Raw genomic sequence first — 18,805 nt, 5'->3', positions numbered from 1 at the left:
TCGGCTAACGAATGCCGAGCTGCGGCATTGCCGTGTAGTACAGATAGTCGCCCACAGTTTTATAGAATGCGTCGGTGCGGCCCTCATAGATCAGGCAACCGGCCACGTCAGTCCACCCGGCCAACGTGTCAGGAGTGGTCGCAGGGTAGTGTCCGCCGAGTCGTAAATTGCGTCCCGTTGGGGCTAGCGTCCCGCTGAGCATCGCGGCAATAGGGAAATCTTTTGTGTTTGGCCTGTACGCCCCAGTGCCTGCCCATGATCCAGAATTGTATGCCAGGAGATAAATGTTGAAACCATCGAGGTCCGCGCCGCTGCTTGCGAGCAGTTCTATCGTTGAGCTGTCCTCTCGGATTACCCCACCGCCAACGTCGCGCGACAAATAGCCAACGCACTGAATGCGGTCAGCGGCACGACGCAGCTCGATAGCGGCGCCTTTCGGCGACGACGCGTCGGTCCAATCCGATAGCGCTAGCCCACGATCAGTAGCTGATGCTCCCAGCGCCGGAGCACGGGCGATAACAAACATAACTGTGTTATTCCCTGTTTTAATATTCAAATCAAAACAGTTATCGGCAGAGCATCGCGCAAACGTGTCAAACAAAAAAGGTTTGTTAATTGCCGTAATACTATTCTGTTTTGTCCAGTGGTTATACAACGCGCCTTTTTTGCTTAGCATCGCCGGATAATACGCCCCTACAAGCCCGTTTGTATCCGGCGGGACGAAAATAGGCTTAATGTAATCGCTCAATTTGTCATAGTTATCACCGGGGTACACTACACCACGCCACGTATTCAGCATGCCATTCATATTAAATCTCCAACAAATTGTTAAGCGTGAAATTCATCAGGTGAGTTGCACCGGCCGCATTTAAGTGGTCAACATCAGCAAACATATTAAGTGCCACTGTATTAGCTCTGTCAGGGAATAAGTTGAAAAGATCGATGTATCCAACCCCCTGATTTTCTGCAACGCCACGCGCAGCAAACTCATACTCAGGATACTCCGGAAGATTTCTGTTGACTTCCTCTGCGAACATAATATTAATACCGACAGATGGACCAACAGAGTTTTTCCACGCAGATACGAGCGCAGAAAGATACTGGCCGTATAACGCTGGGGTTACATTAGTTCGTACATCGTTTGTTCCCAGGATTATGATTACGGAATCAGCATCAATAATAGGAGCAACATTACCGAGATTGGGAATTAGTTTTGTATAGTCCGACGCTTTAGCTCCACCTTGACCCATCTGCAACACACTAATCCCGCGTCCAGAAGAAAGCAGTGCTCGTACACCGAAAACATTAACGACGCCTGCGCCTGTTTTCGCAACTGCAACGCTATGCGTGCCAGCAGTGACATCGACTGTGTAGACCTTGAAGGTGTTCGTGCCGCCTCCGTTGATCGTCACTGCGCTACCGCCGTCCACAGAAACAGTGAATGAGCCTGACAGGTCTTGGTAATACAGTGACAGCTTGCTGCCGGACAGGCCAGTAATTGTCGCGTTGCCAGTTGTGGCCGATGCTGCATAAATAGACTGCCCATTAATGCCTGTGCCGTCATTTGTTACACAGTTATAAATGTTCCTTAGTGTAAATCCAGAACTGGTGACATTAACACCGGGCAGTAATTCGCTGGGGTTAAATGAAACGTAACCAGTACCGCCATCGCCATATTTAGCCTGCAATTTATCCCTGAACACCAAAGGAATAGTGATTTTGTCCGAGTACGAATCGCCGGTTAAAAGCAGCGTCGGGTTAACGTTTGACACCGATGCGGTTTTAATAGCTGCGCATTTAGCCCGCAGCTTAGAGTTAACGTCGCCATTAATTTCAGTTAGTGTGCTTGCTGTATCAATCCCGCCAATACCGCCCTTAAAATAAACCTTTCCATCTGGCTTTAATACAAACAGAAATCGCCCGAATGCGTCGGGTAAAAACCCAATTCCTTTTTCTGTGTCAAGGACAAAGTCTTGATATGGGTCGCGACCTGCACCGATTTCATTATGAATTGCCGTGCGCGCAGAAATAGGCACACATAAATCCAGTGAACCCCAGTAGAGCGCATCGACAACTTTCGGGTCCGGTGAATTATCGCCACGCAGCGGGATGGCATAGGTGCTTTTCAATTCGCCCTCACTAACGAAATCAAAATAGTTTTGACCCACCGAGTTAGTGAGTTCCCAAAGCAATTGTTTCTGCCGCTCAATTGCTGCTTTGCCTACAAGCTCAGCGACAGGAACGGCAATGCCGGAGTTATTCAGGTAGTAGATGAAGCTGATATCGGCCCCTACCCCTTGGGGCACACGGAAATACTGTCCCGCGGTTGTGCCAGCTAGCCCGGCAGCTGTGTTTGCAAATGTGTAGTCGTTGTCGACTACCGCTTCCGCCTCGTCTGCCGCGTTTTCTGCCCTTTCCGCCGCGTTTTCTGCCCGTGCAACCGCCTGCTGCGTTGGGATGTTCACCGTCGTGTCGATACGGTTAATTGTGGCCGTCAGTGTGCCGTCTTTCGTACCGATGTAGTCGCTGCCATTCGGCCCTGCCAGCAGCGCCAATAGCGACTGTGGGTCTACCGTGGAGATGTCCGGAAAGTAGTGCTGCTGGGCCCCTTCCGCGTCGAGCACCAACATCGAGTGATTACCCGTGGTCGTGAACACGGATACCTGACCGTTATAGACAGGGAAGCCGCCGGAGTTGATGGAGATCGGTTGAGGTACAGGGACTACGCCAACAAAAACTTGCTGCTGATTTTCGGGGATCGTCGGGTCCATGCCAACTTTGCCGATGTACACCGTGCCGTTCGCTGCCGCCTTGAATGAGCGCGCCAGGGTAAACGGTTGGGTGGGCATCGAAACAAGGGCTTTTGGGACGTTATCGGCCATGCTTTGACTCCGCCTGGATTTTGGACAATAAAAAACCCAGCGCGAAGGCCGGGTTGCTTGGGTGAATTGGTTATCGTGATCTGAGCCAAACTTAAGAAACTATGATGTTGCAGATATTTATGGTTTAGAGATGATCTACTTGCCCAATGGTGGGCGTATTAGAGGATGTATGCATGTCTAAGAAACCAGGTGAAAACACCGGAAAAGATGGTGGCATCTACCAAGAAGTTGGCCCACGCGGTGGCAAGAAAGATAACTACGCCACCGTCCGCGACAACGAAAAATTGCCGCCAACAACTCAACCGGGTAATGAGTGGGTTCTTACCGAGAGAACTCCAAACAGCAAAAAATAGCTTAATTAACCGGCATTAATTGCCGGTTTCTGCATATGTTTGCTTCCGAAATCGACAAGCCTGCTAATCAAATAACAGAAGGTTTCGTTAGCCTCTCCCGGCGATACAGGGACACCTACAATCCCGCAGATATCGAATGCAATGTGTGAGCACTCATGAGCCAGGGTTGAAGCCTTCCCATTGAATACACCAATGATATGCAGGGTTCCTGCTCCACTGCTTATGGTGTGTGAGGCACCATTTGTCAGCCCATTACCTCCATCGGCTCTCAGCTGATTGTGCAACGCTTTCCATGCCTCTATACTGTTGCAAAAAATCACATCTCCGCTATCAAAAAGCGGAACTTTCATACGAGGAAGGCGGCCAGTTTTATTCATTTTTCACCTAACATAAAGCCCACCTAAGCTGGGCATCATTGAAATCTCGATTCCCATGGAGGGATAAAATGAAAAAGGTTGTTGCTCTTGCCTTCATCGCCATCTCTTTCGGAGCCTCAGCTTCCCAAGATGAAGGGAATAAGCTATTTACTGATGCTATAGTCAATGCAAAGTTTGCAGGAACTTGTGCAGCTTATAAGCAAATGGCTGAGTTCCAAAGCGCTACTCAAATGCCTGGGGGTGATGAGTTCATCAATCGCTTTGGGGCAACTGAAGTTGCTAGGCTTGGGATGACTCTCAAGGAGTTCACAGAGCTTTGCACCAAGGCAATACAGAATTACAACGAAATGAAACGTATATCTGAAGAAAGCTAGCCATCCTTGGCGGAGGTTATTGTGGAAATATATTTAATATCTTTGGCATTTGCTATAGCGATTTCAATTGCAATTGCAAAAATATCAAAAAAGCACAAACAACTTAACAATAAGGTTGATGTACTAGAATCAATAATCTCAGATAGGATATCTGATATTGAAATCAAATTAGGAATGTTGGCATCTTTTAATGAAGCAACAGACTTGTCAATTGACGACATAAAATTAGAGCAGAAGATTATTTATAGCGAGATGGAGCGCCATAAAAAAATAATTAACTCACTAATGAAGTAACTACTATCCGCCACTATCATTCATTCCACTGATAGTGGCGACAATTCCTGCTCTTGATAACCTCTCGAACTCTTCACTTCCTACCGCATCACGAATCGCTTTCACTGCTACCTTGTTAGCCAGGAATCTGCGCTCTGCTTCGGTGACTGCCTGAAGAGTAGCGCCAGATTTAACCGCTCTTGTTGCCTCCTGGATTGCTTTCTCAATTGCATATCGCCCACTCCTTGTTTTGGATATCTTGGCTACTGCGCTCTTGATTACTGCGCCAGCAGTAGCCCCCACCGTAGCGCCTATAACTCCACCCCCAGTTGCACCCACAACAGCGCCAGCAGTAGAGTTTCCCGTCGCATCAAGAACGGTTTGAGCGATTTTTGGAAGGCCTGAATCTAGCGCCTTCAAAACCTCAGTAGTGCGCCCAGTTCTTTCAACGTATTGCTGAGGCTTAACTGCAGCTCTTGCCAGGGTTCCATATGCATCAGCGATTCGACCTAAGTCTTTAGAATATCGATTGATGGCATTAATGTTCTGTGGGGTTAGCAGCGTCGCTATATGGTTAATTCCCGCAGCATCGGACTTCCCTCCTCTCACGCCGTGAGATATGGCATCTTGCAGGATTGAAGATATTGCAGGAACTCGCTCGGCATCTGGGAGTGCAGAAATGATCGAGTGGAAACCTGATGGTCCATTAAGGCCTTTAGCCGATGATGACTGCAGAGCCTTAACTCCATTAGTTACCAGAACGTCATTCGCCAGCCCTCGACCAAAGATTGATTCGGCATTTTCCTGCGCTGTCAATCTCGCCTTGGAAAGGTCATTGGCACGCGTCCAATCATCAATAAACCCTCCCTGCTCTGCCATGTTGCGCATATCATCAGTGATCGCCCTGCGCACCTCTCCAGCTCGACGAGCTGCGTTAGCCTCTCCGCTGCGGATATATTTCTGCTCTGCGTCAGCAAACTTCGCCCGCCAAGCCTTCATCCCATCAAACGTTACCCCGCTGCGATTTGCCCCCAAGAGTTGCTTCATTTCAGAGCTAAGCGGAACGCCAGCAGAACGCTCACCTTGGATAACGGCGTTGGCGTTGCTTAGTGGCATTTTCTGATTGGGCATTGTTGCCCTTACGTCATCCCACGCGGCGCGTTCCGCATTTTTCATCTCATCAAGGTTTCCCATGATTCGCTGCTTTATGGATGAGCTTTTTTCTGATGCAGTACCTGCTGCTGCGCCAAGGTCGTCAAGGTTTTGGTTAAACTTAGAAGCGATCTCGTTAAATGCAGCCTGATGCGCATCCTGAGCAACTCCTGGCGTCGATGCTAGCGCTCCCTCCGCCTGCGCAACTCCACGGCTTCCTGAGCGCATACCTGGCGTTAGGGTATTGATATCCACTCCAGCGGTTTCTGCTGCTCTTGCGATGTCGTCGGCGACATTAGCCGCCTGACCGGAAAGAACGTCACGCCCTGCTGCTGTCCTGGAAAGATTGGAGACGTCATTCGCGGTCTCAATTGCCGCTGGAGTTGCAGCAGCTGCTTGTGTAGCACCAGCTCTAGCCCCAGACATAGCTCTGATACCACGCAGCGCTGCAGGCGCGCCAAGTAATGCGGCATTAAGCAGCATCTCCTTGGATGCATTAGCCGCGAAATCCCCCTGCTCATTGCCCGCGTTAGCAATAGAGCCAATCATTGCTCCAGCCACTGGACCAACGCCTGGAGTAAGATAGTTTCCGATGGCCTCACCAGCCTGTGCGTAAGGGTCTGTTGGGCGATTTACCGGCCTGTAAACCGGATCAAGAACATCGCCGCCGCCAACTGCCCGGCTGCCAGCATTTACGAGGTTTGCCCCGCCCTGAAGGATGTCGAACGGGATGTTCGCCAAGCCCCTTGCCGCCTGCTCAATATTCTGCGATGCAGTTGGTGAAGGCGCTTGCTGCGCCCATGGCTGCGATGATTGCTGAGCCAACTGAGCAAGTTCGTCATCAGATCCTGGCGATGCCTGCTGAGTCCACTGAGCAAAGCGTGGATCATTGATGTAATTTACCGTCTCGGTTGGAACCTGAGTCTTCTCACCACGAAGATATTTTTGGACGTTACCTGGCCCCCAGTTATAAGCAGCTAAAGCAGCAGGCACATTGCCTTCGTGAGCGTCGATCATCTGCTTTAAATAACGCGCCCCGGCCTCTACTTGCATAGCAGGATTGCGTTTCAGCTCTTCTGGGTCATAACCCATACCGCGAGCCGTGTTAGGCATCACCTGCGTAAGGCCGATAGCACCTTTGCCGCTCATGGCATTAGAATTGCCGCTGCTTTCCTTGCTGATTACCGCTCCTAGCAATCCAGCGGGGATTCCAAAGCGATGCTCAGCATTAGAAACAACATCGCCACCTTGCTGTGGTGGCGATTGTTGAGGCTGCTGGTATTTAGTCCATGGCCCATCGGAAGGGGATTCGGCCGTAACTGCGTTTTGATACTTTTCCCATGGGCCTGCCATTAGTCTTTTCTCCAATTGTTCTGATTACTTGGGTCTCCACCAAGAAAGGTATACCCTCCCTCGCTAATGCCAGCGCGTGGACCTGTTCCGGTAGCATTCTGAGAGTTATTGAAGGTGTCGATCTTCCGCTGATAAGTTTCAACTACAGGCTGTTGCTTCTGCAGATATGACGTCTGACGCTCCAAAACGCGCTGCCAATTATCTAATGCCGATCTCGCTGCTTTAGGTGACATGTTTTGGTTAACAGCTAGGAATGCGCGCGCTGCCGCCTGGCCTTCTGAATCAGAAACGGGACCAGTACCTTTCATGCCGATAACTCCCATTAGCCGCGCTTGGCCTTGCATCTGTTCTATTTTTGCCCATGCGTCGGCTGAATCGGTGCCAGGGATACGAGAATTTACGGCTCCGCCGAAGCCGAAAACCCCATCAAACACGTTTGGAGGTATTGACTTGACCTGATTCAAGGTGTCATACATCCCAGCAACATTATTAACGCTACTTTGATGAGATCCGACGTAGTCCTGCATCTTCTGCACTGATGCCTGTTGAGTGGCTAAGGATTTTGCGCTGTTTTCTCCAGCTTTCAGGCTAAGCTCGAGACGTTTGTTCGCATTGTCTGCCTGATTCTTTTGAGCAGTCAGATTTAACTGTTGCTGCCCTTGATCCAACTGGCCTTGCTGATATAGCGCCTGTTGCTGAAGTCGTTGCTGTCCAAGGTTGAGATTAGCCTGAGCAATCTGCCCTGCCTGCTGCAGCTTGGCGTTATTCCCGACGATATCGAAATACTTATCGCCCTGTGCTGCTAAGCCAAGCGTGTCGAAAAGTTGCGCCGCTCCTTGTGGGTTCTGCATTCCCATCTGTGCTAACACATTAGGGTTAGCACCAACTCGCGACAAATCACCTGCGTTTTTCTGCAGGTAATGGCCATAGGCTTCGGGCCCCTGTGATAATGCCAGCCGTAATCCCGCAGCCTGATTCGTCATGTCACGTTTCTGCTGCTCGTCCAAACCGACTACAGCCTGCTGCGCCTGCGCCACGAAAGCCGGGTTAGCTGCAGCAAAATCACGAAGCGATGATACGTCGCCAGATTGCCACGCGTTGGCATGGGCCTGGTTAAAAGCATTCTGCGCTTTCTGTTGCTGCTCCTGCTGATACATTCCAGCAATATCAGCCACACCACGCAGGCCTGTTAGAGCTACGTTGTTTGCTCCTGAACGTGCCAGATCGTTATTCTCGCGGATGAGCCCTAATGTGGGATTGATGTCGCTTGCCTGGGGCGCATTGTTATTTATCTGACCAATGCCACCCAGTAGACGAGCGCCACTACCTTCTTGCCATGTAGCCATTAGAACAACCCCCCAAGCAGGCCAAGCCCAGCACCAATGCCAGCACCCCACGGTGTTGATGTGCCCAGCATGCCAGCGATGCCATACCCCAGCGCACCGCCGCCCAACGCACCGCTAATGCCCTGCTGCAGAGATGATGGTCGATTCCCTGCTGCCGCAGCTAACCCAGCTCCTTGCATCGAGAGCTGACCAGCGTTGTTTGCGAAGTTCTGCCCGGCATTGGCCTGCCCCTGCATTGCGCCAAGACCAATATTTGCCAGGTTGTTGAAGCTATTCATCTGTCCAGACAACCAGTTTTGGCCGAGTGTAGGCGCAATAGTCGCCAGTCCGTTAGATGTTGCAGTGCTACCGAGACCGCCAGTAGCTTCCGCAGAGGCCAGCTGCTGGTAACGAGCCTGATTTGCCAGATCGTTGTATTGGTCTGAGTTGTAGTAGCTGTTAAGGGATGACTGCTGACCTTCTAAAGTCGAAAGCCCTTGCAACTGGCCGATGTATTGCTGAGCCAGCGGAGTGAGTGGCGCTAGGTTTCCCATGATGCGCTCAAACTGCTGGTTTTGCAGATCGGCTGCGTATCTTGTCGCATCTGCCGCAGCGCCAGCGCCACCATCACCGCCCCCACCTCCTTTTCCGCCTTTTTCAGCGCGCACGGGTTCTTCCCGCAACATGTATTTGCGGTTAAATGTCATAGCAAAATGCATAGCGTGATTCCTATTTGGAGTGCTTAGCGAGGAACTCTTTCAGCTCGTCACGCGTGGCCGAATAGAAGGTCACATCATCGACGCCCTTGAAATATTTCTTGATGGTGCCGACTCGTTTGAGACCCAGCATCGTGCAGTAAATCTGACCATGCCGGAATTTGCGCGCGGCGAATGAGGTGACGCATTGCACGTTGAAGTTAGCCAGAATGAAGCGCCAAAAAGATAAGCCGATTCTCTGACTGAAACCGCGCACCTCTTTCAGGTACATCGCGTGGCAGTCGAATGTCATCGGCTGGATTTCGTGAAAATAGATAATGCCGCCAAACTGACCGTGCACATGAACTTCGAAATAACGATGTCCGGGCTGATAATCAAAACCGTCTCCGTTGTTGCTACCGGCGATAATGTCGGGATGGTTGCCGACAGCCTCTATCAGGTCGATGTTCCGTGTTGGCTTGAAGGTTATCATCAGTCAATCATCCCGTGAGCGCGCGCCATATCTTCCAGCGCCTTGATACGCTGACGGGCCTCTTTCAGCGCATCGGCAAGCGCCTGAATTTCAGCTTGCGAGTACGTTGCTCCAGCGGAGAGCGCCGCGTCTGCGTCAAACCCACCGAGTAACGCTGTACCCGTCGCCGCCGTCCAGCCGATTTGGCGCGGGCCCACGACCTGAACTCCGTCCACGCGGTATCCGCCGACGACGTTTAGCGACGACGTCAGCGTTTGAACCCCTATTGCGGTTTTCGATACGTAGTCCTCGGCGATCTGCTGTATCTGGGTGCCCTGGGTTTCGATGGTCTCCTCTGCTGCTGTCAGCCGGGTTCCCTGTTCAGAAATTGTGTTTTCGGCTGCGGACAGACGCTGGCCGTGGTCCGCTAACGTCAACTCAGCAGCACCAATTCTCCGAGAGTGCTCGTCCAGCTCTTCATCCTGCTCATCATTTCTCTGCTGGGCGCTCCATGCTCCGCCAGCAGCCTGATTGGCCTTGGCTGCCGTGTTCCCCATGTCGGTGCCAGATTGGATTACATAGAGCTTGTAAGGGATTGGGAAGCCAGGCGGCAGAATGGATGAGTCGATACGCACCTGCTGAATTTCAACAGGCGTTTTCAGTTTGTCATCCGCCATTATTCTACCCTTATGCTGGCCCCGGAGAGCGTGATGGGAGACCTTGTTACAATCCTGATGCGGAAGCCGATGTTTTTTCTAACCCGCCCTATCCGTTTCCACAAGACGCGGTGGTCGTAAACAAACGGCGCTGCCCAGGGTATTAATTGCTCACGGCCGTAAATAACGCCATCAGTAGTTGCAGAAAGGAAAAGTTGTTCAGCATGCTGCGCAACGCCGGTTGCGGCCTCGAGCACAAAATCAAACACCCGGGCATTGTCCGCTTTAAACATCGGCGTGAATAAGATATGTTCCATCGACTGGCCGTACTGCTCGGCCGTGTTGAATCGCAGCTCACCTACACGACCTGCGTTTTTATCACCGGCTGTCAGGACATTACCCTCAAAGAGGTAATCCACGCCGCCATGCGGTGCGGACCCCGTATTCAAGGCCGCCCATTGCGGTCCGTTGTCCGTACTGCTGGCATCGAAACACAACACATTGCGCGGCAAATGAACGATAAGCAGTTCGTGAGCGTCAAACCGTACCGATTCCAGAACCGCTGTTGCCAGTTCATCAGCAGTGTACTCTCGCAGCAGCCTTTCTACGGTCGACGTGGCAATTGGTGACGCTTGCCCAGAGTTGATTATGTAAATCGATGGCGCTCCGCCAGCGGGATGGCTCAGTATCGCAAACGAGTCGCCGAACGGGCATTTACAGTAGGTTCCTGCGATCCCCTTGTTTACCATGAGCGATGGCTGGGCAACATAAATAGGTGATGTGGCATCTGGCGCACCAGTAAGACTGAAGTACTCGATCGACGTTGAGCCAAACGCAACCACAAAATCGCGCCATGCTGCGATACCCAGCACACCGTCAGGCTGAGACTCTGCGCTGTAGAAAGGTCTGAATTGGTCGGGGTGCGATTCGTCTTCTAGATCGGTTACGCCGAATGTGTTCGTCCCGTCTTTAACCCAGATATACCGCCCCCGATTTCGGCAAACATCCCGGACATAGCCGATGTCATACTGCGCATACTCGGTGGCAACCTCGGGAACTACCTGCACAGCTTTGAACGTGGTTACATCAACCAGATTCTCAACAGGGGTTTCAGGCGCCTGGTTATGGTGGAAAAAATAAGTGATTTTAATCATCGCACCGTCAGACTTTTTCCCCGTTACGACAAAATCTGTCAGGTACGGCGTGCCGACAGCTGGCGGTGTCTGAGACTGGAAAATGTTCCACATAAATTCGGGAATTGTGATCGGCGCTCCTGTGGCGCCGCTCGCAGTTTTCGGGGTGATCGTGATTGTTGTCTCGCCGTCGATATCGACTGCAGTGAAATGGATAAAATCTTCATTCCCATCCACATGCGCCCACTCTTTGACCGTGCGAGTATACCCCTCTTGCTCAACAATGCGCTCAGGCCAGTTTTGCAGCGTTTTGTTGGTGCCATCGTAACGGTATAGGGTAAGCACCCCCTCCGCTGCTACTGCCTGACTAGTCGCGCTGTGTGCCATGCTAATGCGACTACCGCCAGCGACATCTCCGCGTATCTCCGCGCCCTTATATAGCTTTCCTCCCGCCACCCGATACGCAATATTTTGCACAGTGTTTGTCTGCGCGCCTCGGGATATCCCTGCCACGTCTCGTTGCTTAACAACCCCAGGATAAGAACGCATATACCCAGCAGCGCCCAGCACATCTTTTGGGGTGGCTAGCAGGTTTACAGGCAGCAAATCGACGTAATCAGCATTGCGGTAGTCTTTGCCAAGGCCTTTGGCTAATGGAAGCTGTTGGATTGGCATGTAGACCTCACATTGCAGAATCATCTTTCTGGATATAGAAGCGATTCCAGGTGAATGTATTTTTATTACCACTGCCTCGAGGCATGTCATTCCTGCGCTCAAGTGATGGCACGGTAGTTAATGCGATGCAGATTGATTGATACGATTCGTCAGCTTGGGATAGAAGCTCGGGCGATGGCTGAATTACATTATCCAGGCACATTTGCACAGCTAGCTTTAGCGCCACGCCATCATTTGCCCAGGCAGGGATGCCCGAGTCGTCATCAGGCAGTGGTTGTTCAGTAAACAAATATCCTAGCTCGATACCTTTTACTTGCCACTTAGCCATCATGTCTTCAAGGTCAGTAATTGAGTCTTCGATTGCCTGAGGCTCGGCGTCTGTTAACGTGGCATTTGAATACAGTCCGGCCTTGCGCAATGCCTTGAGGACTAAATCACCCTTTGTTTTCGCCATCATCTACCGCCTTAGGCTTGCGGCCTGGTTTCTTTCGCTCAGGTTCTGGGGTTCCCGCCAATATTTCATCAGGATGTTTTTTCCATCCAGATGCTAAGTGATTGGCTATTTCATCTTCATCGACAATCACATAATCGAGCTGATGCTTCCCACAGGCGATCATTGCACCCGGTTTGTAGAGCATTGTTTTCGACATGCGGCCTCCAAAAATAAGGGGCCGAAGCCCCTTTCTGTTACTGTCCAGCGATAACCAGGCCAACATATTCAGGAACCAAAACTGAGCAGCCATACAGGGTTGTAAAGCGCGCAGTGGTTGACCCTTTGATATGGTCGAACGCATACGACATGATGAGCGTTGCACCCTGCTCAGTCGTAGCGGTCATTACCTGCGGGCCCTGGCCAGTAGGGAATGCCAGTTTCCCATACATCAGCTCAACGGAACCGTCTGCCCAGAACAGGTTCGCTGGGGCGGCGTTGTTGTTCAGCAGCGTCAGCGCTGCGCCGTTAGCTGCGTTGGCATCAACGTTCGCATAAGGGCGTGATGACACGTCTGCGTTGTTTGGCGGCAGGATTTGCGGTGAGATGGTGATGGTGGTGCCGCTTACCGCCAAGACGCGGAAGGTCTGCAACTGACCAGTGGTGTCCTTGGTGATCTGATGTACCGAATTGACACCAGCGATGGTGAAAGCGTCACCAACTTGCAGGCCTGCGCCAGATACGGTGATGGTGCCTTGTCGGTTATCGACAGGCATACCATTGGCATCTTTTGCTACCACTTTGTGCGCGGGAGCTGCAGCAAGAGTGATTGCCGTATCCGTGCCAGCAGGAACGCGGCCAGAGATATCGGTTTTGTAGCTGTCGAAGCTTGCTACTGGAGGGATCTGTGCTTTCTCGTACGCGGTCAGGGTAACGCCTTGCGCATACGCACGCATGCCCAGCTCGCCAGCTAGATCTTTGTAGTTGAACGGGTTCCAGAAGCTGCGGCGGTTAATGCCTTGAGGCACACCGATTGAGGTCATGATTGCATCGATGCCAGCGGCTGCGTTCCACAGGTCTCGGCCTTGGCCACCAGAAGTGTTGTTTGCCATGGCCACAACGTTTGTAGCGCGCTGAGTTGCCGTAGTGATCAGGTCAGAATCAATCTGTGCCGCCAGGCGCTGTCCGGCCGCACGCCCCGCTTCAGTTTTATGCTCTGGGTCACGCATCTCGCGCGCATCCAGTGTGTAAAGAATGTTCTTCGGTTCTTTGAACACCGAAGGCACCAGGCGCTGAACGAGATCGGTTGGGGTCTTGCCAGTCAGATCAAGACCATCCTCTACGTTCATGTGGTAGTGTTGTGGACGATAAATCACATCGCCAGCCCGCTGCATGGATGTATCACCAGGGCGGAATTTCTTGGCGTTGCGGGAAACCACGCAGGCAGCTTCAAAGCCTTCCACGTAGTTTTCAAACATGATCTCTAGGTCTTTTGCTAATTGGTTAGCCATTGCATTTGCTCCGATAGGTTATTTTTTAGAACGCTTCGCTGCGAAGTACGGGTTCCAATCACCAGTCTCCAAAGCTTTTGCTTTCAATTTGTCGAGATTGTTGATTACCGCGCCATTTCCGCCTTTTACTTCTGGTACGGTGGCTGCGGTTAATTTTGGTTTTGGCATTGTTTTGGCCTTTGATTCGATACGTTCGATTAATCGACCTACAGCTATGGGGTTGGTAGCTGATGCCAATTCACGGCGGAGTTCTGCATTGCGTCCTAAAGCCAGCACCACCATCTCTGGCTTTTCAGCCTCAAGCAGGATGGCGTTTTGAATCTCAACAGGAACTTCGTCTAAAACAATCTGCTCTGCCTCTTGATATCCACTTACCTTTAGCGCTTTAGCCCTCTGTTGGTAATTTGATAGCTTTTGCTGATACAGATCTTTCTGTTGCTGTTCCTGTTGTGCTTTCGCTTGCTGCTGGCTTTGGTATTGCGCGCTATCTTTCGACCACTGATCTAACTTTTTCTGAAAGACCTCCTCGTCATAGTCGATTCCCTCATCAGAGAGCTTCGGCATCTGAGGTGGTTGATTGATAACTTGCTGCTGAGGTTGCTGCTGAGATAGGCGACGAAGCTCTTTCAGCTCGCGTTCTTTCTCTTTAATCGTCCCTCGCAGGTGCTTAACAAGGCCGTGATCTGCTCCTTCTTCGCTGGTAGGCGACCCCAGCATTTCATCACCGAAATAAAACTCTTCTTCGCCATCACCCTCAGATTGCTGCTGACCGCTTTCTTGTTGATCAGCGCCTTCTTCCGATTCCTGCTGAACTTCATCATCTGGAATTTGCTCAGATGATTTCTCTTCAAGTTCCACTTCTGGTGATTGTTGTTCTGCCTGATTTTCCATTTTTACCCCTGATTTACTCGATGTTATGCCCATCGGAAGGCAATAGGTTTCCCGGCCTCTTAATGACGACCATCGCTTGATAGGTTGATTGCAGTTACTGAGGTTGTGGCTGTTGTTGCGATGAGTTCTGGATGACGTTAGCGGTGTCCATGCGCTGTGAGTGGCCCTGAGCCTGTCCTTTAAGCACCAGCTCTGCATCAGCGCGGGCATTATCTCCGCTCTGCTGTTGGAACTGGCTCAGTAACTTCAGGGCTTCCCTGATATCAGATTTCTGTTGGCTGTCAGCCGTTGCAAGAATCTTGACGACATTGGCAGCAGCTACTTGCGCATCGGTCTGCGCTTGGAATGCTTTAACCTGAATTGCCGCTTGTTCGTTCTGCGCTTTCTGCAGCTCGGCCTGACCAGCAAAGAGCTGTCCTTGCGCTGCAACCATAGCTGGGTCTGGCTGATTGGCTTGCTGTTGCTGAGCTTTAGCAATCATTTGCTGCTCTTCAGGAGTCCGTGGCTTGATAACACCAGAGAGCAGCAGCTGATTGCGGTTGTACTCTTTCATGTCATCAATGCCCTCTCCATCCATATTGTCGAGAATCATTGAGGAGATTAGGTCGTGCTTAGGTGTGCCAGGAGGAATAAGCGCGAGCATGGAGAGCAGAGATTTAACAGTGGCATCACGACGAGTAGAGAACGACTGGCCGACATCTACAGTCACCTCGTAGTTACCCTGCGATAAATCGTTGAGTGCGACCTCTTCACCCGTTTGGCGATCGATGACTGCGCCATTCATCAGGGCTACGTCATCAGAGCCATCCTCGTTAACGATGCGCGTCGGTGTGTCGCTGCCGTATACCTCGCGCGCCATAGAAAGCCAGACTACACCGGCACGGCGCATGGATTTCGCCATGTTGTCCATGTAGATATAGGACTGCGTATCCATGCGGTTAAATATGCTATCCACGGTGTCAGTGGCGACGTTGCTCGGCATATTTTCGAGCTGCGATGCGCCGGTGATCTGCTGGATAGCTGTGCCGGTGTATTGCAGGAGCCCAGCCAGTGCAGGTGGCATTTGCGTTGTCGGCGTATAGCTGCTGACCTGTGCGGGAGAAGTGATATCACCTGTTTTGTTTTTCAGGCTAACCATTGGCAAGTATGCCGGTCGCTTCTTATTGCGCTCTGCCCAGTGACCAGCAAGCGGGCCTGGAATCATGTCAACATCTACTACCGGGATTCCATCTCCGCCTGCCTGCGTGGCGTTGTCAGCAATCATGGAGACCATCAGGTTTTCCAGCCGCTGAGCATCCATCGCTTTTGCTGCGTGGCCTTCAATGCGCTCCTGGTTATCAACGAATGACCGGCGGCCATAGACAGGAATGAGTGGAATGTGCTCTCCTGGAATGCGCTTCGGTTCTTCCAGCCATTCAGCACCAGACATAAGGCCGCAGTAAACGCGACGCCGCTTTACCTCTCGTTCGCCGACCATCTCGAACTCACCTGCAGTCAGTTCGTCCTCGATTTCTTTGATCTGCTCATCGTCGTAGATGGCCGTGGAACCAGTAACCGGATTGCGCCATGCACTGAGCTTAGCCTTCTCGATTCGCACTTCGTAGTAGCGCCCAACATAAATAGCATCAGGGGTTGACCAGTCATATTGAGTGCCGGAGTCATCCTTGCTCAGGCTGGCGGCGATTGAATCAGGGTATTCGACCTCAAATGCTTTCGGTGTCATGGAGAACATCTCCATCGCCCACATCGCATCAGAACGGTCGTACTGCTTGCTGTCCTGATCGAAGAATACGCATGTCGCCGGGTCGTAGACTGGCAGCAAGCTAACGCGCCGCTGCTCGTTGCTAGGGTCCATCTCATCTTCGTAATCAGCACACATGCGCCAGCAACCAAAACCACCGGTTACTGCATCATCAAAGGCGTTATCACAAGCCTCGCCGCCAGATGTTTCTTCATAGTCAGCGCGGAACTTGCCATTCATCTTTTCAGAAAGCGCCTCAGATGCCTGACTGTCTTTTGGGCGGAATCGCACGCTGATGCGGTTCTGTCGATACTCGCCAATAATGCGATCACACTCGCGCGCAATCTTGTTCAACTCAAACCGTGGGTAATGCTCAAATCGGCCCTCATCGAATGAGTAGCCTGCGTTGGTACTGCCTTCCCATTGAGCGCCGGACACTCGAACAAAACGCTGAGCTTCTACGATTTGCTCGCGCATGTCCTGTGTTGACGAATACGCATTATCGAAGTTGCAGAGCGCTTTGCGATGCCATTCTTTTAGTGATTTGTCATCAGCCATTAGCCTACTCCGCAAGGAATTTTTATATTTGAGTAATCAGGTTGCACCGTTGGGTCCGGGCAATGCATGCACATCATCAATGAATCAGCCAGGTTGGGTGATGGAATGCCTAGCTTTTGCTTCATTTCGACTTTGGTCATTAGCTCAAGCTTGCCGTTACCGTTAAATTTGCGCTGTATCTGTGTGAGCTCTGCGAATAGCTTCTCAAGCATTTTCTCGCCGATAGCTTCCTTGTCGAAGCTCAGCATGTTGTCAGGGTCTGCATAATCACCGTGAACAACGGCGCGGTACGTCATATAGAGCCTGTCAGCCAGGGTGTAATAGAACTGCGCGCGCTTGTTACGGAACACATCGCCGATGGTGCGGATATTGTCGCCCTGCACCACTTCGTCGGCCCAAGCCCCGGATTGATACGGCGCATCTTCATCGAACGGGGATTCGCTACCCTTAAACATGGTTGCCGTGACCTTCTTCCCGGCAAATGAGTCAGTGACCTGACGACGCAATCCAGCACCGAGGCCGTCACCATCCCAGAGGAAGTGATCTGCGCCGTCGTTAATCGCCAGACCCGTCGCCCAATCTGCGCCGTCGTTTACATCGACTTGATCAGGCGGCTCAGCAATGCGCTTCACCACTGAACCATGACGCATGGCGTAGCCTTTGGCATCCGGTCCGGTATCTGACGGGTCGTGAGATGCAACAACTGCCCCTCGTGCTTTCCAGCCAAGCTTCTTGTGCGCGCCTGTTGCGGCCTCGAGCCATTCACGCTTAATGATTGCCATATCGCTTGCGCTTACCGGCTCACCGAGCCAGATGTGACGATACAGAGTTGGATTACGCCGCTTGCATTCTTCCATCTCCAGTCGGAGAACTTCAGGGAAGTGCGGGTTATCGGTGTAGTTAACCGTAAGCAGGCAGATGTCATCAGGATGGTCGACAACGAAGCGCTGATAGGTATCGTCGAGAATGTTTTTCGGGTTGAAGCTGACCCATATTTCAGAATTAGGCTTTCGGATGGTTGGGATAAGGATGTCCCATGATTCCTTCGTTACTGCCTCGGCCTCTTCTACCCAGCAGATGTCGATACCTTCGAGAGATTTAATCTTCGTCGGGTTGTTCTTGATACCGTAGAACATGAATTCAGCGTTAGTGCCAAGATGGCGAATCATCGAACGCTGAATTTCAAACTCAGCTGCATATCCTTCGCGCTCGATTGTGTCTTCAAGCAAGCGAATAACAGAATCACTGATACTGTTCTGCAACTCACGAGCGCACAGGATCCGCACCGGTTGACGTCTTGCTGCCTCGACAAGCAAACGAGCCATAGCCCACGACTTTCCGCTACCTCGACCGCCCTTAGCGACCTTATAGCGATGCGCATTGATGAACGGTTGGAAGATAGGGTTAATCGTTGTCATTTGCCGAATAGAGTGCTCATTGGTGATGTTTCAATCTGGATAGCGCCACCGCCTGGGCCAGTAAGTTCGATGATTTGCTTATCAAGCCCAGTTAATTTTGCTTTACCGAGGGTTGCGGCTACTGCGGCTGAAGACTGCGGTGTTTCAGCGGTTAAGGCTGCCTGTCGAGCCTCTTCGAGTTCAGCCAAAAGCGAATCAACTGTCACGCTGTGGCGCTCTTTAATCTCACCCCTCAATCCTGCCACCCTTAGGGCGATCTTAGGGTTATTGAGTAATTTGCTGGCTTGTACGTGTATAGCATCTGGCTTCATGTTTTCGGCGGCATACGATGACCGGTACGCCTCCGAAGCGTTACCAGTTTCGATGTATGCCTGACAAAAAGCCTCTTGCTTTAGTGTCAGATTCATTTCTTCTCTCCTTCAAATCGCAGCATCAGCCACACCTCGCGGAGTTGCCTCGCCACTTCCGTCTTTCCGGCTGCCAAGACGTGATCACCTCCTGCTAGGTAACACAGTCTTATTCCTTTTCGGGGGGGG

19 protein-coding genes are annotated in these 18,805 nt (G+C 51.6%); 3 read left to right on the top strand and 16 right to left on the bottom strand.

Annotated elements, in window-relative coordinates; translation table 11 throughout:
• Positions 1 to 4 precede the first annotated feature (4 nt).
• Together KHA73_RS06010 and KHA73_RS06005 are read right to left on the bottom strand one after the other, a co-directional pair.
• The gene (locus KHA73_RS06010; RefSeq protein ID WP_234589706.1) at positions 5 to 808 is read right to left on the bottom strand and encodes a hypothetical protein; all 804 of its coding nucleotides are present in this window, start codon (positions 806 to 808) and stop codon (positions 5 to 7) included.
• Position 809: 1 nt separating this feature from the next.
• Entirely contained in the window at positions 810 to 2,882 is a 2,073-nt protein-coding gene (locus KHA73_RS06005; RefSeq protein WP_234589705.1) for a phage tailspike protein, read from the bottom strand.
• Between the two features lie 173 nt (positions 2,883 to 3,055).
• On the opposite strand from KHA73_RS06005, the gene KHA73_RS06000 reads away from it, so the two are divergent.
• Entirely contained in the window at positions 3,056 to 3,235 is a 180-nt protein-coding gene (locus tag KHA73_RS06000; protein WP_234589704.1) for a hypothetical protein, read from the top strand.
• A 5-nt stretch (positions 3,236 to 3,240) separates the two neighbouring features.
• On the opposite strand, the gene KHA73_RS05995 is transcribed toward KHA73_RS06000, so the two are convergent.
• Complete coding sequence (locus KHA73_RS05995) at positions 3,241 to 3,612, bottom strand: hypothetical protein (protein WP_234589703.1); 372 nt, start codon at positions 3,610 to 3,612, stop codon at positions 3,241 to 3,243.
• A gap of 68 nt (positions 3,613 to 3,680) precedes the next feature.
• Between KHA73_RS05995 and KHA73_RS05990 the strand changes: the two genes are divergently transcribed.
• Together KHA73_RS05990 and KHA73_RS05985 are read left to right on the top strand one after the other, a co-directional pair.
• On the top strand, positions 3,681 to 3,986 hold the full coding sequence (locus KHA73_RS05990) for a hypothetical protein (RefSeq protein WP_234589702.1): 306 nt from the start codon (positions 3,681 to 3,683) through the stop codon (positions 3,984 to 3,986).
• 21 nt (positions 3,987 to 4,007) lie between these two features.
• Positions 4,008 to 4,280, top strand: coding sequence for a hypothetical protein (locus KHA73_RS05985; RefSeq protein ID WP_234589701.1), 273 nt, complete (start codon positions 4,008 to 4,010; stop codon positions 4,278 to 4,280).
• A gap of 3 nt (positions 4,281 to 4,283) precedes the next feature.
• On the opposite strand, the gene KHA73_RS05980 is transcribed toward KHA73_RS05985, so the two are convergent.
• From KHA73_RS05980 to KHA73_RS05915, 13 genes are all read right to left on the bottom strand, one after another.
• Positions 4,284 to 6,764, bottom strand: a complete 2,481-nt coding sequence (locus KHA73_RS05980) for a lytic transglycosylase domain-containing protein (RefSeq protein ID WP_234589700.1) — start codon at positions 6,762 to 6,764, stop codon at positions 4,284 to 4,286.
• Positions 6,764 to 8,110, bottom strand: a complete 1,347-nt coding sequence (locus KHA73_RS05975) for a phage DNA ejection protein (protein ID WP_234589699.1) — start codon at positions 8,108 to 8,110, stop codon at positions 6,764 to 6,766. The genes KHA73_RS05980 and KHA73_RS05975 overlap by 1 nt, the downstream gene beginning before the upstream one ends.
• Entirely contained in the window at positions 8,110 to 8,808 is a 699-nt protein-coding gene (locus KHA73_RS05970) for a DNA transfer protein (RefSeq protein ID WP_234589698.1), read from the bottom strand. The genes KHA73_RS05975 and KHA73_RS05970 overlap by 1 nt, the downstream gene beginning before the upstream one ends.
• 10 nt (positions 8,809 to 8,818) lie before the next feature.
• Complete coding sequence (locus KHA73_RS05965) at positions 8,819 to 9,277, bottom strand: DUF2824 family protein (RefSeq protein ID WP_234589697.1); 459 nt, start codon at positions 9,275 to 9,277, stop codon at positions 8,819 to 8,821.
• Complete coding sequence (locus tag KHA73_RS05960; RefSeq protein WP_234589696.1) at positions 9,277 to 9,933, bottom strand: phage tail protein; 657 nt, start codon at positions 9,931 to 9,933, stop codon at positions 9,277 to 9,279. Before KHA73_RS05960 ends, KHA73_RS05965 begins: the two co-directional genes overlap by 1 nt.
• Positions 9,933 to 11,720: a packaged DNA stabilization protein gene (locus KHA73_RS24600; RefSeq protein ID WP_314725681.1), complete on the bottom strand. Its 1,788-nt coding sequence runs from the start codon at positions 11,718 to 11,720 to the stop codon at positions 9,933 to 9,935. The genes KHA73_RS05960 and KHA73_RS24600 overlap by 1 nt, the downstream gene beginning before the upstream one ends.
• Before the next feature lie 7 nt (positions 11,721 to 11,727).
• Positions 11,728 to 12,174, bottom strand: a complete 447-nt coding sequence (locus tag KHA73_RS05945; RefSeq protein WP_234589695.1) for a packaged DNA stabilization gp4 family protein — start codon at positions 12,172 to 12,174, stop codon at positions 11,728 to 11,730.
• On the bottom strand, positions 12,155 to 12,370 hold the full coding sequence (locus KHA73_RS05940) for a hypothetical protein (protein ID WP_234589687.1): 216 nt from the start codon (positions 12,368 to 12,370) through the stop codon (positions 12,155 to 12,157). The genes KHA73_RS05945 and KHA73_RS05940 overlap by 20 nt, the downstream gene beginning before the upstream one ends.
• A gap of 37 nt (positions 12,371 to 12,407) precedes the next feature.
• Complete coding sequence (locus KHA73_RS05935; protein ID WP_234589685.1) at positions 12,408 to 13,661, bottom strand: P22 phage major capsid protein family protein; 1,254 nt, start codon at positions 13,659 to 13,661, stop codon at positions 12,408 to 12,410.
• Between the two features lie 18 nt (positions 13,662 to 13,679).
• Positions 13,680 to 14,552: a scaffolding protein gene (locus KHA73_RS05930; RefSeq protein ID WP_234589683.1), complete on the bottom strand. Its 873-nt coding sequence runs from the start codon at positions 14,550 to 14,552 to the stop codon at positions 13,680 to 13,682.
• Positions 14,553 to 14,646: 94 nt separating this feature from the next.
• Complete coding sequence (locus tag KHA73_RS05925) at positions 14,647 to 16,851, bottom strand: portal protein (protein ID WP_234589681.1); 2,205 nt, start codon at positions 16,849 to 16,851, stop codon at positions 14,647 to 14,649.
• Positions 16,851 to 18,269: a PBSX family phage terminase large subunit gene (locus tag KHA73_RS05920; protein ID WP_234589679.1), complete on the bottom strand. Its 1,419-nt coding sequence runs from the start codon at positions 18,267 to 18,269 to the stop codon at positions 16,851 to 16,853. The genes KHA73_RS05925 and KHA73_RS05920 overlap by 1 nt, the downstream gene beginning before the upstream one ends.
• The gene (locus KHA73_RS05915) at positions 18,266 to 18,676 is read right to left on the bottom strand and encodes a terminase small subunit (protein ID WP_234589678.1); all 411 of its coding nucleotides are present in this window, start codon (positions 18,674 to 18,676) and stop codon (positions 18,266 to 18,268) included. The genes KHA73_RS05920 and KHA73_RS05915 overlap by 4 nt, the downstream gene beginning before the upstream one ends.
• Positions 18,677 to 18,805: the final 129 nt, after the last annotated feature.

Source organism: Serratia entomophila (assembly GCF_021462285.1).
Lineage (GTDB): Bacteria > Pseudomonadota > Gammaproteobacteria > Enterobacterales > Enterobacteriaceae > Serratia > Serratia entomophila.
Note: the sequence above shows the minus strand (reverse complement) of the source record. Positions and strands in the feature narration are given on the sequence as shown.

Excerpts from the sequence above, each read along its gene's own strand:
- KHA73_RS06010 (WP_234589706.1), bottom strand. The coding sequence starts at position 808 with ATGAATGGCATGCTGAATACGTGGCGTGGTGTAGTGTACCCCGGTGAT.
- KHA73_RS06005 (WP_234589705.1), bottom strand. The coding sequence starts at position 2,882 with ATGGCCGATAACGTCCCAAAAGCCCTTGTTTCGATGCCCACCCAACCG.
- KHA73_RS06000 (WP_234589704.1), top strand. The coding sequence starts at position 3,056 with ATGTCTAAGAAACCAGGTGAAAACACCGGAAAAGATGGTGGCATCTAC.
- KHA73_RS05995 (WP_234589703.1), bottom strand. The coding sequence starts at position 3,612 with ATGAATAAAACTGGCCGCCTTCCTCGTATGAAAGTTCCGCTTTTTGAT.
- KHA73_RS05990 (WP_234589702.1), top strand. The coding sequence starts at position 3,681 with ATGAAAAAGGTTGTTGCTCTTGCCTTCATCGCCATCTCTTTCGGAGCC.
- KHA73_RS05980 (WP_234589700.1), bottom strand. The coding sequence starts at position 6,764 with ATGGCAGGCCCATGGGAAAAGTATCAAAACGCAGTTACGGCCGAATCC.
- KHA73_RS05975 (WP_234589699.1), bottom strand. The coding sequence starts at position 8,110 with ATGGCTACATGGCAAGAAGGTAGTGGCGCTCGTCTACTGGGTGGCATT.
- KHA73_RS05970 (WP_234589698.1), bottom strand. The coding sequence starts at position 8,808 with ATGCATTTTGCTATGACATTTAACCGCAAATACATGTTGCGGGAAGAA.
- KHA73_RS05965 (WP_234589697.1), bottom strand. The coding sequence starts at position 9,277 with ATGATAACCTTCAAGCCAACACGGAACATCGACCTGATAGAGGCTGTC.
- KHA73_RS05960 (WP_234589696.1), bottom strand. The coding sequence starts at position 9,933 with ATGGCGGATGACAAACTGAAAACGCCTGTTGAAATTCAGCAGGTGCGT.
- KHA73_RS24600 (WP_314725681.1), bottom strand. The coding sequence starts at position 11,720 with ATGCCAATCCAACAGCTTCCATTAGCCAAAGGCCTTGGCAAAGACTAC.
- KHA73_RS05945 (WP_234589695.1), bottom strand. The coding sequence starts at position 12,174 with ATGGCGAAAACAAAGGGTGATTTAGTCCTCAAGGCATTGCGCAAGGCC.
- KHA73_RS05940 (WP_234589687.1), bottom strand. The coding sequence starts at position 12,370 with ATGTCGAAAACAATGCTCTACAAACCGGGTGCAATGATCGCCTGTGGG.
- KHA73_RS05935 (WP_234589685.1), bottom strand. The coding sequence starts at position 13,661 with ATGGCTAACCAATTAGCAAAAGACCTAGAGATCATGTTTGAAAACTAC.
- KHA73_RS05930 (WP_234589683.1), bottom strand. The coding sequence starts at position 14,552 with ATGGAAAATCAGGCAGAACAACAATCACCAGAAGTGGAACTTGAAGAG.
- KHA73_RS05925 (WP_234589681.1), bottom strand. The coding sequence starts at position 16,851 with ATGGCTGATGACAAATCACTAAAAGAATGGCATCGCAAAGCGCTCTGC.
- KHA73_RS05920 (WP_234589679.1), bottom strand. The coding sequence starts at position 18,269 with ATGACAACGATTAACCCTATCTTCCAACCGTTCATCAATGCGCATCGC.
- KHA73_RS05915 (WP_234589678.1), bottom strand. The coding sequence starts at position 18,676 with ATGAATCTGACACTAAAGCAAGAGGCTTTTTGTCAGGCATACATCGAA.